General features: G+C 63.6%; 15 protein-coding genes. 6 read left to right on the top strand and 9 right to left on the bottom strand.

The window, feature by feature from the left end; translation table 11 throughout:
- Positions 1–2: 2 nt before the first annotated feature.
- From JT360_RS14650 to ssuD, 5 genes are all read right to left on the bottom strand, one after another.
- Positions 3–902 (bottom strand): branched-chain amino acid ABC transporter permease, encoded by a 900-nt coding sequence (locus JT360_RS14650; RefSeq protein WP_214472370.1) that lies wholly within the window; start codon positions 900–902, stop codon positions 3–5.
- Positions 899–1,834: an ABC transporter ATP-binding protein gene (locus JT360_RS14645; protein WP_214472369.1), complete on the bottom strand. Its 936-nt coding sequence runs from the start codon at positions 1,832–1,834 to the stop codon at positions 899–901. Before JT360_RS14645 ends, JT360_RS14650 begins: the two co-directional genes overlap by 4 nt.
- A 120-nt stretch (positions 1,835–1,954) precedes the next feature.
- Entirely contained in the window at positions 1,955–3,058 is a 1,104-nt protein-coding gene (gene sfnG, locus JT360_RS14640; protein WP_214472368.1) for a dimethylsulfone monooxygenase SfnG, read from the bottom strand.
- Positions 3,059–3,220: 162 nt separating this feature from the next.
- A complete protein-coding gene (locus JT360_RS14635; protein WP_214472367.1) occupies positions 3,221–4,672 on the bottom strand; it encodes an FAD/NAD(P)-binding protein in 1,452 nt (483 codons plus the stop codon).
- A complete protein-coding gene (gene ssuD, locus JT360_RS14630) occupies positions 4,669–5,841 on the bottom strand; it encodes an FMNH2-dependent alkanesulfonate monooxygenase (protein WP_214472366.1) in 1,173 nt (390 codons plus the stop codon). Before ssuD ends, JT360_RS14635 begins: the two co-directional genes overlap by 4 nt.
- A gap of 313 nt (positions 5,842–6,154) precedes the next feature.
- On the opposite strand from ssuD, the gene JT360_RS14625 reads away from it, so the two are divergent.
- Positions 6,155–6,829, top strand: a complete 675-nt coding sequence (locus JT360_RS14625; RefSeq protein ID WP_214472365.1) for a GntR family transcriptional regulator — start codon at positions 6,155–6,157, stop codon at positions 6,827–6,829.
- 24 nt (positions 6,830–6,853) lie between these two features.
- Here JT360_RS14625 and JT360_RS14620 read toward each other — a convergent pair whose 3' ends face one another.
- The 4 genes from JT360_RS14620 to JT360_RS14605 form a co-directional block, all read right to left on the bottom strand.
- Positions 6,854–7,633 (bottom strand): SDR family oxidoreductase, encoded by a 780-nt coding sequence (locus JT360_RS14620; RefSeq protein ID WP_214472364.1) that lies wholly within the window; start codon positions 7,631–7,633, stop codon positions 6,854–6,856.
- Positions 7,634–7,658: 25 nt separating this feature from the next.
- On the bottom strand, positions 7,659–8,609 hold the full coding sequence (araH, locus tag JT360_RS14615; RefSeq protein WP_214472363.1) for an L-arabinose ABC transporter permease AraH: 951 nt from the start codon (positions 8,607–8,609) through the stop codon (positions 7,659–7,661).
- Positions 8,610–8,619: 10 nt separating this feature from the next.
- The gene (gene araG, locus JT360_RS14610; RefSeq protein ID WP_214472362.1) at positions 8,620–10,131 is read right to left on the bottom strand and encodes an L-arabinose ABC transporter ATP-binding protein AraG; all 1,512 of its coding nucleotides are present in this window, start codon (positions 10,129–10,131) and stop codon (positions 8,620–8,622) included.
- Between the two features lie 69 nt (positions 10,132–10,200).
- Positions 10,201–11,190: an arabinose ABC transporter substrate-binding protein gene (locus JT360_RS14605; RefSeq protein WP_214472361.1), complete on the bottom strand. Its 990-nt coding sequence runs from the start codon at positions 11,188–11,190 to the stop codon at positions 10,201–10,203.
- Between the two features lie 259 nt (positions 11,191–11,449).
- Here JT360_RS14605 and JT360_RS14600 point away from each other — a divergent pair, with 259 nt between their 5' ends.
- The 5 genes from JT360_RS14600 (at position 11,450) to JT360_RS14580 (ending at position 14,742) form a co-directional block, all read left to right on the top strand.
- Positions 11,450–12,139: a FadR/GntR family transcriptional regulator gene (locus JT360_RS14600; RefSeq protein ID WP_250888826.1), complete on the top strand. Its 690-nt coding sequence runs from the start codon at positions 11,450–11,452 to the stop codon at positions 12,137–12,139.
- Between the two features lie 7 nt (positions 12,140–12,146).
- Positions 12,147–13,295: a galactonate dehydratase gene (gene dgoD / locus JT360_RS14595; RefSeq protein ID WP_214472359.1), complete on the top strand. Its 1,149-nt coding sequence runs from the start codon at positions 12,147–12,149 to the stop codon at positions 13,293–13,295.
- A gap of 176 nt (positions 13,296–13,471) precedes the next feature.
- Positions 13,472–14,176, top strand: a complete 705-nt coding sequence (locus JT360_RS14590; protein WP_250888825.1) for a Crp/Fnr family transcriptional regulator — start codon at positions 13,472–13,474, stop codon at positions 14,174–14,176.
- Positions 14,177–14,261: 85 nt separating this feature from the next.
- A complete protein-coding gene (locus JT360_RS14585; protein ID WP_214472358.1) occupies positions 14,262–14,507 on the top strand; it encodes a hypothetical protein in 246 nt (81 codons plus the stop codon).
- A complete protein-coding gene (locus tag JT360_RS14580; RefSeq protein WP_250888819.1) occupies positions 14,479–14,742 on the top strand; it encodes a hypothetical protein in 264 nt (87 codons plus the stop codon). Before JT360_RS14585 ends, JT360_RS14580 begins: the two co-directional genes overlap by 29 nt.
- Positions 14,743–14,756 lie beyond the last annotated feature (14 nt).

Raw genomic sequence — 14,756 nt, 5'->3', positions numbered from 1 at the left:
GCTCAGACCCTTTCGACGAGCTTCTGGCCAAACAGGCCGGAAGGACGGATCAAGAGGAAGACCAGGGCCACGACATAGGCGAACCAGCTTTCGATGCCGCCGCCGAAATAGTCGCCGATATAGACCTCGGCGAGCTTTTCGCTGGCACCGATCAAGAGCCCGCCGACAATGGCGCCGAGGATGGAATCGAAGCCGCCGAGCACCAGCACCGGCAGCGCCTTGAGCACCACCAGGGACAGCGAGAACTGCACACCAAGGCGCGCGCCCCAGAGCAGCCCCGCGACCAGGGCGACAAGTCCGGCGGCGGCCCAGACGGTCGCCCAGATCAGCGGAAGCCTGAGGCCGACCGCGAGTGCGGCGAACTGATCGTCGGCGACAGCGCGGAAGGAGAGGCCGATGCGGGTGTAGCGGAAGAACAGCGACAGCAGGAGAACCATGCCGGCGGCCACCACCGCGGCGAAGATATCGAACTGGCTGATCAGCACGCCGCCGACTTCCAGCGGCACATCCTCGATGCCGAGGTCGAGACCATGGACCTGCGTGCCCCAGATCAGCTGGGCGGCGCCCTCGATGATGTAGGACAGGCCGAGCGTAGCCATGAACAAAGTGATCGGCGGCTTGTTGGTCAGCGGCCGCAGCACCGCGCGCTCGATGGCGATGCCGATCGCCACCATGATGACGAAGGTGGCAACCAATGCCAGCGCGAAGGGAATGCCGCGTTCGACCAGGCTGACGAAGGTGAGTGCCGCGAACAAGAGCATCGCGCCCTGCGCGAAATTGAGCACGCCCGAGGTCTTGTAGATCAGCACGAAGCCGATCGCGACCAGCGAGTACATGACGCCGGAGAGCAGGCCGCCGACGAGCACTTCGATGAAGAATTGGTAGTCGAAATCGGCGATCATATGCCCGCCCCGTCCTCATCGTCGGAGGCGACGCCGAGATAGGCATCGATGACGCGCTGGTCGTTCCTGACTTCGTCGGGCGTGGCGTCGGCGATCTTGCGGCCATAGTCGAGAACGGCGATGCGGTCCGACAGGCCCATGACGACGCCGACATCGTGCTCGATCAGCACGACAGTGGTGGCGAAACGGTCGCGTGCGGCGCGGATGAAATCCGCCATCTCGCTCTTTTCGCCAGCGGTCATGCCGGCCATCGGCTCGTCGAGCAAAAGCAGCCGCGGCTGCGCTGCCAGAGCGCGGGCCAGTTCGACCCGCTTCTGCAGTCCGTAAGGCAGCGTGCCGGCGAGGCGGTCACGAACGGCTCTGAGGTCAAGGAAATCGAGGATCTGATCGGCGCGGTTGCGTGTCTCACGCTGCTCGCCACGCGAGCGGCCGATGCCGAGCACCTGGCCGGCAAAGTTGGAGCGGACCTTATAGGCAAGGCCGGACGCGACATTGTCGAGGACGCTGAGGCCCTTGAACAAAGCAAGGTTCTGAAAGGTCCTGGCGACGCCGAGATGCGCCAGCCGCTGCGTCGGCACCTGGGCGTAGGAGGTGCCGTCGAGCAGGACATGACCACGGTCCGGCCGGTAGACGCCACTGATGACATTGATCAGCGAGCTCTTGCCGGCGCCGTTCGGACCGATGATGGCGCGGATCTCGCCAGGGCGCACCGACAGGTCGATGTCCGCAAGTGCGACGACACCGCCGAACGACAGGCCGATGCCTTGGAGCGAAAGCAGCGGAGATGCCGCATTCGCGGCGGCTCCCGCCGGCTCGGCGTAGCCTTCGGATGGCTGCGCAGGCTGGAGCGCTGAGGGCAAGCCATGCGCAAAAACTTCCGGCGCGTAGACCGAAGCCTCCATCACTCCTAGGGCATAGCTGGGCAACGGCATTCCAATCGTCCTCGATTGCTTGGCAGGCGCACAAAGTCTCGTTGACGCCCGAGCGATCGAGCGCCTGGGAACCTTCATCGGTACGCCGGCCGGATTGCCCGGCCAGCCTTCTGGAAATGGCTATTCCGCCGCCAATGACGCTGCCTGTTCGGCGTCCTCCAGCTCGCGAACGAGCGGAATGACGTGCTTGCCGAAATACTCGACCTCTTCCTGAAAATGCAGGAAGCCGAGCAGGATCAAATCGGCGCCGGCGCGCTTCAGGTCGACGATGCGCTCGGCGACTTGCCTCGGCGTGCCGATCAGGTTGGAGCGGAAGCCGTCATTGTACTGGACGAGATCGTCGAAGGAGGATTTCGCCCAATTGCCCTCGCCTTCCGGCGAAGCCTTGCCCGCATTCTTGACCTCGTGACCGAAGGCGTTGACCGCCTCGGGATTGGCCTTGGCGATGATTTCGGCAAGCACGGCCTTTGCTTCTTCCTCGGTCTCGCGGACTATGGCGAAGGCATTGACACCGACCTTGACGGAATGGTGGTTGGCCTTCGCCTTGGCCCTGAGGTCGTCGACCTGCCTGGAGATCTCGGCCGGCGTGTTGCCATTGGTGAAGTACCAGTCGGAGACACGCGATGCCATGTCGCGCGCGGCGCGCGAGGAGCCGCCCTGGAAGATTTCGGGCAGCGGCTGCGGCGGTTTCGGCTTCAGCGAATATTGGTTGAAGCGGTAGAAATCGCCACGGAAGGTGAAGCTGTCTTCAGTCCATATTCCGCGCAGTGCGCGGATGAACTCCTCCGAACGGCGATAGCGCTCGTCATGGTCGAGCCAGTGTTCGCCGATGGCATGGAATTCGCCACGGAACCAGCCGGAGACGAGGTTGATGGCGACGCGGCCATTGGTCAGATAGCTGATGGTGGCGAGCTGCTTGGCCGCCAGCGCCGGGTTCCAGGGTCCGGGCAGGATCGCCGCGATCACCTTGAGCGTCGTGGTGGCCGCCAGCAGGTCGTGGCTGAACGCCACCGATTCATGCTGCTCATCCGCACCGTAACCGGCGGTGAAACGGATCTGGCTCAGCGCATAGTCGAAGCCCGCCTTCTCGGCAATCTGCGCTAGCTTGCGGTTGTACTCGGCCGAATGATTGGTGCGCTGCTCGATGTCTGAGATCACCAGGCCGCCCGAGACATTGGGCACCCAGTAGGCGAATTTGATCGCGTCGGTCTCTGCGTGTGCCATGCACTGTCTCCCATTCTGGCCATCACTGAGCGATCCGACCGTGGCCGGCTTCCCCCGATATTTATTATGTTTATGGAATTTATATACAAAGTAGGATTTTCCGTTTTTGGAACCCTCTTTGGACGGAAATACCAATTTTGCCCGGCCTGACCGGCCTCCGCTTCAGCGCGCGACCGCAACGTCCCCGGCATTGGCGCCAACGGCGTCGACTGACGGGAGCGTGTCGAGCAGCCTGGCAATCTCGGCCGCGACCAGCTGGGCATGGCGGGCGACCTCCGGCAGGCCCATCAGTTCGCCAAAGGTGCCCCGCGCCAGCGGACCGGCGACAAAGAGGCTGGCGACCGCCCTGTCATCCCGGCCGATGGCGCGGCTTTCTAGAGTGGTCTCGATACCGAGTCCGTATGCGTCGACCCTGACCAGCCCGGCTTCCGCCAGGGAGCGCAGCGCCGGATTGGTCTGAAGGGCCTGCCCATGGGCCGGCCCTGTCGTGTTGATGACGGCATCGAAGCGTGCCGTCTCGATCCGTGTCTGGCCGCGCCGCTGAAAGCTGACCACCAGGCTCTCGCCCTCGTCGTTCGACGCGACAAGCCTGGCGGCGATGGTGTCGAACGTGCCGACTGCATGGCGGCGGTCGAGCACGGAAGCGACCTGCGGGGCGATCCTGAAGCGATGCACGTCCCAGAACACACGCAGCTGGCGGACCAGCCTTGCCCGTTCGGGCGGAGCAAGGGCTGACCACAGCGCCGGCCCCTGCAGGCGCAGTTGATCGAAAACCGACTGCCAGTTGATATTGGCCTCGCGCGCCGCGGCCAGTGTGGCACGAATGTTTTTCAGCAAGCCGAGTGCGGATGTGGCCGGCGCCGATGCGAAATCGCCGAAGGGTTCACCCCTGACGTCAGGGTGACCGCGCGAGCGCAACCCGCGGCGCGACAGCGCGAGGATGCGACCGCGATGGCCGCGTCGATCAAGTTCGGCGACCATGTCGGCCGAAGTCAGCCCGGAACCGACGATCAGCACCGACGCGTCCGGTCCGATCCCGGCAAGCGCGTCAGGGGCGTATGGGTCGGCGACAAACCCCGGCGCTTCCGCCAAGTGGATCAGCGCGGGGGGAATTGCGGGCGCAGGATGGGTTGCGGCGAGGACGACGATGTCAGCGGCAACAGGTCCGGCGGACGTCTGCACGGTCCAGCCATTGGTTTCTCGTGTTACCCGCGTGGCCAGGCCTTCGTGGCGGATAGCGCCGGTCTCGATATGGCGCGCGAGGTGCTCGGCGACATAGCGGCCGAAGACGCGGCGGCGCGGAAACACATCGCCGTTCTTCCAGATTGCGTCCGCATCGCGCTCGAGTTCGCCGCTGCCGGCCAACCAGCGCGCAAAATGCTGCGGGTCATCGGGAGCCATGCTCATTCTTACGGCGGGGACATTGACGCGGTGCGACGGCTCCTCGCTGGAATAGGCGAGGCCGCCACCAAGCGCCGGGCGGGGCTCGATCACGGAAATCGACAGGCGCTCCGGCCGATTTGCCCGCACCAGGTTCCAGGCGACCGCCGCGCCGGAAAAACCGCCGCCGATGATGATGACGCGCAATCGGCGGGCCGGAGGCAGCGCGTTCACGAGGCGCTGGCGAGCGACTTCGGCCGGTGGTCGCCGGCGATGGTCTCGCCGAACGGTCCGGTGTTGACGGACGAGCCGCCTGATTTGACCGGATGATCGGTCGGCAATTTCGGCAGCACCAGTTCCCCGAAGCGATAGGCTTCCTCCAGATGCGGATAGCCGGACAGGATGAAGGTGTCGATGCCGAGGCGGCGGTATTCGTCGATGCGCTCGGCGACCGTATCGGGATCGCCGACAAGGGCTGTTCCGGCGCCACCGCGCACCAAGCCGACGCCGGCCCAGAGATTGGGCGCGATCTCGAGCTTGTCGCGGCTGCCGCCATGCAGCGCGCTCATCCGTGCCTGGCCGACCGAATCCATACGGGCAAAGACTTTTTGCGCCGAAGCGATGGTCGCGTCGTCCAGCCGGCTGATCAGACTGTCGGCGGCGGCCCACGCCTGTTCGGTCGTTTCGCGGGCGATGACATGCAGGCGAATGCCGAAGGAGAGCTTGCGGCCGGCTTTTTCGGCCAGTTCACGCATGCCGTCCAGCTTGCGCTCGACATCGGCGGGTGGTTCGCCCCAAGTCAGATATTTGTCGATTTCCTGGGCCGCCACCACCGATCCGGCCTCGGACGAGCCGCCGAAATAGAGCGGCGGGTATGGTGTCTGCACAGGCGGGAAGAGCAGCCTCCCGTCCTCGATGTGGAAATGCTTGCCCTGGTGCTCGACCGTCTCGCCGCTCAGCACGCGCTTGTAGATCCGCAGGAATTCCTGCGTTACCTCGTAGCGCTCGGCGTGCGAGAGGAAGATGCCGTCGCCCTTGTTCTCCAGCGGATCGCCGCCGGTGACGACATTGATCAGCAGGCGGCCGTTGGAAATGCGGTCGAGCGTGGCGGTCATGCGCGCGGCGAGCGTCGGCGACTGCAGGCCAGGCCGCACGGCAACGAGGAAACGCAGCCGTTCGGTGAGTGGCGCCAATGCCGAGGCGATCACCCAGGAATCCTCGCAGGCCCGGCCGGTCGGCAACAGCACGCCGTAATAGCCCAGCGTGTCGGCGGCTTTCGCCACCTGCGTCAGATAGGGCAGATCGACGGCCCTGCCGCCTTCCGTCGTGCCGAGATAGCGGCTGTCTCCATGTGTCGGCAGAAACCACAGCACCTTGATGCGATCGGGAACGTCGCGGGTCATGGCCGGCCTCTCCCGATTGGGCGGCGGTGGCGGGCTATGTCTGAGAGCGGGCGCAAGGAAGCGGGCATGGCGTGGTCCTGTCCGGGAAAACCAGATCGCCAGTGCAGATTGCTTATTCTATAAACTCTGTAGAGTTAGTTTATTCCAAATCCGGGCCCGGAATTGAAAATTCTCTCTTCGGGCCGCACCCAAGCTGATGGTCGGTTGCACGGTTTGTGCGGGCCAAGGCGCACGAACCGAAGCGCCAAGTGCATTTCATTTGACATCCTAATATAATTTGACCGTTTCTGGTGTACGAAGACGCGGATTTCCTATGGACCTGGACCCTTCGACGCTCAATCGGGCACTGCCACTGCGCGATCAGATTTATCATAAGATCCGCAAGCTGATTGTCGTCGGACAGATGAAACCGGGGGAAGTCATCAACGAGGTGGCCATCGCTGAAGCGCTCGGCGTCTCGCGCACACCGGTGCGCGAAGCGGTCAAGCGCATAAGTGACGAGGGCCTCGTCACGATCCTGGCGCAGACCGGAACCTATGTCGCGCCGATCAACCGCGTCGACCTCGAAGAAGCCTACGTCATCCGGCGGGCCCTGGAGATGGAAAGCGCCAGGCGCGCGGCCGCCAGATTTACGCCGTCAGCCGGCGAACTTCTGGAGGACAATATGGCGGCGCACCGGCTCGCAATATCGCGCGGCAGATATGCCACCGCGATCCAGCTCGACGACGTCTTCCACCGCACCATAGCCGAGATCTGCGGGCTGCCGAAAATCTGGCGCGCCGTCGACATCTCCAAGGCGCAGATGGATCGGGGCCGGTATCTCGTCATCCCGAAGCCCGGCTATGGCGAGCAGACGATCGAGCAGCACGAAGCCATCCTCGAGGCGCTGAGGCGCCACGACGCCGAGGGCGCCGCGCAGGCGATGGAGAACCACCTCGAAACGTCGTTCCGCAACACCCTCGAAGTCGCCGCCGAGCTTCTCGGCTGAAACAGGTACATTGTTCCCTGACATTCAGGCGGGATGCTGCAGCTGGCTCAGCCCGCCGTCGACGACGAGCGTGGCCGCGTTCATGAACGGGCTTTCGTCGGAAATCATGAACACCGCGGCGAGCGCGATCTCGCGTGCCGAGGCGATGCGGCCGCCGGGATGCAGCGCCATGGTCTTGGCACGCGCCGCGGCCGGATCAGCAAAGCTGTTCCAGTAGTCGATCGCCTTCTGCGTCTCGACATAGCCGGGCGCCAACGCATTCACGCGCACGCCTTGCCGCGCATACTCGAGCGCTAGCGATTTGGTGAGGCCAAGCAAAGCGTGCTTGGCGACGGGATAGGGGAAGGTGTGCGGAATGATAGTGAAGCTGTGCGTCGAGGCGATGTTGAGGATAGTGCCGCCGCCGCTGGCGAGCATGCCAGGCAGCACCGCCTTGCTGCAGTTCCAGGCGCCCTTGACGTTGACGTCGAAATTGCGGTTCCACTCCTCCTCCGTCGCATCGAGCGGCGTCGAGAAGACATTCATGCCGGCATTGTTGATCAACGCGTTGACCGGGCCGATCTCTTCGCCTGCTTGCCTGACCGCGGCGGCAATCGCGGCCCCGTCGCTGATGTCGGCGGCGACGTGCCCGATAGATCCGTGCGAGGCGGCAAGCCCCGCCACGGTCTTGTCCAGCAATTTGCCGTCGCGATCGACCAGGAACAGCTTTGCCCCCTCGGCCAGACAAGCTTCGGCGATGGCTAGCCCGATGCCTTGCGCGGCGCCGGTCAGGAAGATGCGTTTGCCGGTCAGACGGTCAGCCATCACTGTCACTCCACCTGGAAGATGATTACCTCCGGCCCAATGCCGACGAGCGTAGATTGTCGAGCAGAACGGCGAGCAGCAGGATCACGCCGCGCACGATGTATTGATAGAAGGCTGGGATGTTGAGCAGGTTCATGGCGTTCTCGGCAATGCCCATGATCAGCACGCCGACGATGACGCCGGACATGGTGGCGCGACCGCCGGCAAGCGAGACGCCGCCGAGCACGCAGGCCGAGATGACCGAAAGCTCGAGCCCGACCGCCGCGTTGGGCTGGCCCGAGGTGATGCGCGAGGCCAGCAGGATGCCGGCGATGCCGCAGACCACGCCCTGCAGCGCGAAGATCCAGATGCGCGTCCTGTCGACATTGACGCCGGCCAGCCGCGACGCCTCGGGATTGCCGCCGATGGCAAGCGTGTTCTTGCCGAAGACGGTGCGGTTCAGGACGAAGCCGAAGATGCCGAACAGAAGCGCCAGAATCCAGATCGGTGTCGGGATGCCAAGCAGTTTCGACAGCGCCAACTGGTAGAAATCAGGGCTGTTGATGCCGACGGCGCGGCCGTCGGATGCGATCAACGCCAGGCCGCGCACGATCTGCATGGTGGCCAGCGTCGTGATCAGCGCGTTGATGCGGAATTTGGCGATGACGACGCCGTTGATGAAACCGACGAAGGCCCCGCAGGCGATTGCCGCCAGAAGGCCGAGCAGGATCGAGCCGGTGTAGTTCGACGCCATCACCGCGACCATGCCGGCGAAGGCGACGATCGAGCCGACCGACAGGTCGAAGTCGCGCGCCGCGAGACAGAACATCATGGTGCAGGCGACGATTCCGACGGTGACCACCGACTGCAGCAGGCCAAGCATGTTGCGATCGGTGAGGAAGTTCGGCACCAGAGCCGACACCAGCGCGAAGGCGACGATGAAGATGACGACGAGGCCCTGTTCGCCGAGCAGGAGCTTCTTCAACCGGTGGGTCATGCCAAAATCCTCAGGATGCGATCGCGTCGGGGGTTTTCTTGTCGGGAAGTGCTGCTGCCAGGATCGCCTTCTCGGCGAACTGGTCCCGCACAAGTTCGGCGCTGATGCGCCCGCCGCACATCACCAGGATGCGGTCGCAAATACCCATCACCTCGGGTAGTTCGGACGAGACGACGATGATCGCCATGCCGTCTTCGGCAAGCTGGTAGAGCAGTTCGTAGATTTCCGATTTGGCGCCGACGTCAATGCCCCGCGTCGGCTCGTCGACGATGAGGACGCGCACGCCCTGCTCCGACAGCCACCGGCCAAGGATGACCTTCTGCTGGTTGCCGCCGGAAAGGTTGATGATGTCCTGCTTGCGCGAGGGCGTGCGCACCTTGAGCTTCTTGATGAAGGTTTCGGCGGTTTCGATCTCGCTGGCGCGGTTCAAGACGCCGAAGCGCGCGTGATGGCGCCGCGACGAGATGTTGATGTTCTCCTCGATCGAGCGGCCCTGGATGATGCCGTCATGCTTGCGATCTTCCGAGCACAGAACGATGCCGGCGCGGATCGCATCATGCGGGTCGGTGGCGCCAACGACCTTGCCGTCGACGGTGATGGTGCCGCCCGATCGATGGTCGGCGCCAAAAACCAGCCGCATCAACTCCGAGCGTCCGGCGCCGATCAGGCCGAAGAAGCCGACGATCTCGCCAGCCCTCGCCTCGAAACTGGCGGGCGTCTTCAGCTTTGCTCCGGAGACAGTGTCGACTTTCAGCCTGATGTCGCCTGATTTGCGCGGGCGAAAACCCCAGATGTCGGAGATTTCGCGGCCGACCATTTCGGCGACGACTTGGTCGCGGGTGACACCTTTCAGCGACGCGTGATGCGCCGCGAGCTTGCCGTCGCGCAGCACGGTCAGGCTGTCGCAGAGGCGGAACACCTCGTCCAGCCGATGCGAGACATAGATGATGACCTTGCCCTCGCCGCGCAGCCGGTCGATCAGGGAAAACAGGATTTCGCTTTCGCGCGAGGACAGCGACGAGGTCGGCTCGTCCAGCGCGATGACGCGCGCGTCGAGCATGATCGCCTTGGCGATCTCGACCATCTGGCGTTCGCCGATGGACAGCGTCTTGACCTTGCGGCGCATGTCGATGTCGATGCCGGCCGATTTCAGCTTGGCGCCGACATCGTCCAGCATCCGGCGGCCGGCGATGATGCCGGCGCTGGCGGGAAAGCGGCCGAGGCTGAGGTTCTCGGCAACGGTGAGTTCGGGGACGAGCTGGAGTTCCTGGTGGATGACGATGACGCCATTGTCGAAGGCATCCCTTGTCGAGGCATAGGCCTGGACCTTGCCGTCGATGCGGATCTCGCCATCGTCGGCATGCTGGTCGCCCGACAGGATCTTGATCAGCGTGGATTTACCAGCGCCATTCTCGCCCATCAGGCCATGCACGGCGCCCTTGTCGACGCCGAACGAAACATCCGACAGCGCCTTGACGCCCGGATAGGTCTTGGTGATGCGCGAGAAGTCGAGAAAGGACACGGCGCCGATCCTTCTGTGTCATGACAAACAGGCGGCGGGATGAGCCGCCGCCTGTTTGTACAGGGAGGATTATTCGATGCCGAGGCCCTGGCGGACCTTCTGGTAGTCGTCGCGCTTGGCCAGCGCACCGGAGGTCAGGATCAGCTTCTCCGGTTCCTTGTTGTTGGCGACCCAGTCATACATGTTGAGCGCCGTCTCGTAACCATGCCGCTTCGGCGAGATGATCACCGTACCGACGAAGCCGGTGGCGGTCGGCTTCTTGAATTCGTTGATCGCCGAATCCGCGCCGCCGATGCCGACGCCGATCATGCCGTCGGCGGGAATGCCGACGCTTTCGGAAGCACGCACGGCGCCCAGAACGGCCTCGTCATTGAGGCCGAAGGAGACCCACTTCTTGATGTCGGCATGGGCGTTGAGCACGACGGTCGCGGCGTTGAGGGCGGCCTCGGTGTCGGTCTTGGCTTGCGGCGCATCAAAGATATTCTCGGCCTTGAAGCCATTGGCCTTGAGCACCGAAATTGCGCCTTCGACACGGTCGACGGCGGTCGGCAACTGGTCGTAGGAGACCCGGATCGCGCCGACCTCGTCGGCCTTCCAGCCGCGCGCCTTCATTTCGTCGACGATCGCCTGGCCGACGGCCTCGCCGATCTTGGTGGCCGAGATGCCCATATGCGGCACATCCTCCAGCGCCTTGCCGTCGGCGCCGACCAGCCGGTCGTCGACGGTCATCAGCTTGAGATTGTTGGCGGCGGCCTTGGCGGCGATGCCGGGGCCGAGCTTCACGTCCGGGGTGCAGACAATGAAGCCCTGCGCGCCCTGGGCGCCGAGATTGTCGATCGCCGACATCAGCTTCTCACCGTCCTCGGCACCGATCTTGACGAGGGTAAACCCCTTTTCCTTGGCGGCCTGGTCGGCGAATTTCCATTCGTCCTGGAACCACGGCTCCTCGGGCTGTTTGACGATGAAGCCGATCTTGGTGTCCTGAGCATATGCAGCGATGGTCGTGACGGACAGCACGGCAAGCGCGCCCGCGACAAGCGCGGTCTTCAAAAGTCGCATGATTACCTCCCAGCGATAGGCCGGGCGCTCGGCCCGGGTGCCGGAGTCTCTATTCGTTTTTATCATACTCGTCAATTGATCTGGTATGATAATTAAGATACATGCTCTGACCAAGGATCGCTGGCGCAAATCATCCGCATCCGGTAAGGCCGGGCCGGTTGTGCGAAACCCAAAGGGTTCGCCGCCTTGGAGGAGGGCTGAGGTGACCGAAACTTCTAAAAAGGCGTCAGGCGAGACGGCTAGCCGCCGCCCGCGCGTCATGCCCGATGTGACCAAGGCGATGGCCTCGGATATTTTTTCCGGCCGCTACCCGGCTGGATCCTCCCTGCCGACCGAAAACGAACTTGGCATCGAGTATGGCGTCAGCCGCACCGTCATCCGCGAGGCCCTGAAGGTGCTGGCCGCCAAGGGGCTGGTGCTGTCGCGGCCGCGCGTCGGCACCATCGTCTGCAACGAGGACGACTGGAACATCATCGACCCGCAGGTGCTTGCCTGGCATGCGCCGCATGCACTGGACGACAAGCTGTTTGACGCCATCCTGGAAACACGCCGCGCCATCGAACCGCTGGTCGCGGAACTGGCAGCGACGCGCGCGACACTGCAGGAGATCGCCGATCTCGAAGCCGCGTGGCGCGGCATGGCGGACGCCGGCGAGGACCTCGCCATGTTCTCGCGCTCCGATATCGCCTTCCACCAGATCGTGTATGCTGCGAGCCACAACCCGATCTTTCGCCAGATCGGCAATCTGATCGACACCGGGCTGAAATTCTCGCTGGAAGCGACGGCGACGATTTCTTTCGAGCGGCGCATGGAAGCCGTGGCGGCGCACCGCGAGGTGGTGGAGGCGCTGCGCATGCGCGACGCCGAGGCCGCGCGTGGCGCGGCAAACCGGATTCTCGACCTTGCGGCGCGCGACCTCGTCAGCGCCAAGAAACTCAAGAACAACTGAGACCCGCATGAAAATCATATCGCTCACCACCTACATCGTTCCGCCGCGCTGGCTGTTCCTGAAGATCGAGACCGACGCCGGCGTCACCGGCTGGGGCGAGCCGGTGGTCGAGGGCCGGGCGCTGACCGTCGAGGCGGCGGTCAAGGAGCTTGGCGACTACCTCATCGGCAAGGACCCTCGCCTGATCGAGGACCACTGGACGGTGATGCACCGCGGCGGCTTCTATCGCGGCGGGCCTATCCTGATGAGCGCCATTGCCGGCATCGACCAGGCGCTGTGGGACATCAAGGGCAAGGCGCTTGGCGTGCCCGTGCATGAACTGCTCGGCGGCAGGCTGCGCGACACGATCAAGGTCTATTCTTGGATCGGCGGCGACCGCCCAGCGGAGGTGGCGGCCGGCGCCAAGGAAATGGTGGCGCGCGGCTTCCTGGCGCTGAAGATGAATGGCACCGAGGAATTGCAGATCGTCGACAGCCACGACAAGATAGACGCCGCAGTGGAACGCGTGGCCATGGTGCGCGAAGCTGTCGGCCCCAACATCGGCATCGCCGTCGATTTCCACGGACGCGTGCACCGGCCGATGGCCCGCATCCTCGTCAAGGAACTCGAACCCTACCGGCTCATGTTCATCGAGGAACCGGTGCTCAGCGAAAACCGCGAGGCGCTGAAGGAGATCGCAGCTCTCGGTTCGACGCCGATTGCGCTGGGCGAGCGTCTCTACAGCCGCTGGGACTTCAAATCGGTGTTCGAGGAAGGCGTCGTCGACATCATCCAGCCGGACCTGTCGCATGCCGGCGGCATCACCGAATGCCGCAAGATCGCGGCGATGGCGGAAGCCTATGACGTGGCGGTGGCGCCGCACTGTCCGCTGGGACCGATCGCGCTGGCCGCCTGCCTGCAGCTCGACGCCGTCAGCTACAATTGCTTCATCCAGGAGCAGAGCCTCGGCATCCATTACAACGCCGCCAACGACCTGCTCGACTACGCCGCCAACAAGGATGTCTTCCGCTACCAGGATGGCTATGTCGCCATTCCCGATGGCCCGGGCCTGGGCGTCGAGATCGACGAGGATTACGTCAAGGAGCGCGCCAGGGAAGGTCACCGCTGGCGCAACCCGGTCTGGCGCCACAAGGACGGTTCCTTCGCCGAGTGGTGAGGAGGTAAATCTCCGGTCTCGGGGCCAGCTGCAATCTCGAGCTGCTCTCGCCGCGATTTGAGCGCTAAACTTTGCAATTGCGCGTTTTGAAGCCTATGCTTAGGCATCGGCCGCCAGTTGCTTCGGATGCGCCCGACAGTAGGAGGTACGCGCTCTTGCCCGCATGGGAGAGAGCCTTGCCCCAATCCCTTTTTCGCAACCAGGTGCTGAACGCCCTTTCCCCGCAGGACTTCGCGCTTTTGCGGCCATCGCTGCATCACGTCGAACTGGACATCAGGGATCAGTTGGAGGTCGCGCACCAGCCGATCCGGAATGTATATTTCCCGGAGATGGGCATCGCCTCGGTCGTCGCCACCATGACCGGCGGGCGGCAAAGTGAAGTCGGCATTATCGGTTATGACGGGATGACAGGGATTGCCGTCATTCTCGGCCAGGACAGCTCTTCCAATGAGACCTATATGCAGGTCGCAGGCAATGGCTGGTGCCTGCCGGTTGAAAATCTTCGCCCTGCGATTGCAGAAAGCCCATCGCTTCGCACGTCGGTGCTGGACTATGCCCACGCGTTCCTTGTCCAATCGTCCCGGACGGCACTGGTCAACGGCCACTCCAAGATCGAGGAACGGCTGGCCCGCTGGCTGCTGATGATCCATGACCGGTCTGACGGAGACAAGATCTACCTGACGCATGAATTTCTGGCGACCATGCTCGGCGCCCGCCGTCCCGGGGTCACCACGGCCCTGCAAATGCTCGAATATCGGGGGCTGGTTCGTGCCAGGCGCGGCGAGATCACGATTGTCGACCGCGTCGGATTGATAGAACTCACACATGGCGCTTACGGCGAAGAGGAGCAACGTTATTTCGGCCTGGCCTCCGCTGCCTGATTGTCCGGTATCGGACATAGGCTTGAAGGCTGCCGAACTCCCGTCCTAGATCGTGTCAGTCAGGGTTTCAGGGAGGAAATTCTCGATGACCAGCAGCTTTCACACAGTCACGGTTGAAAAAGCCGCCGAAGCCTATGTTCTCTCCAGAGGCAAGGCCCGGTTCCTCTCCACCGCGCAGGCGATCCGCGCCATTCGAACACTCATGCCGGCATGCAAAGCGACCGACCGCGAGTTGGAGGAATTGGTGGCGGCGGCGTCCATCGTTCACGGTGTGCCCGTCGCCTTCGACGCAAAAACAATCGATGGAGCAGAACCACGGCTGCATTCATAGGCCGGATATGCCGGCGCTCGCGCAGACGCCTACCGCATCGGACGTTCGCCAAGCGATTGTCCGCTATCTGATCGACAACGTCGGCAGGCCGTGCATTTCGATCTGCGAGGTCCACCGCGCCGTACGGCGAACCTTTCCGCTTTGCGAACTCACGGATTGGGAACTTGGCGATCTCGTTGCGCGAAGTGCTATCGACGCGGGATTTGCGATTGAATTCGACGCGACGGACCTCTGAACGGATGCCGAACC

It is taken from the genome of Mesorhizobium sp. dw_380, from assembly GCF_018588885.1.
In the GTDB taxonomy this organism is placed as follows: Bacteria; Pseudomonadota; Alphaproteobacteria; order Rhizobiales; family Rhizobiaceae; genus Mesorhizobium.
This window is presented reverse-complemented; position numbering and strand designations above follow the sequence as displayed.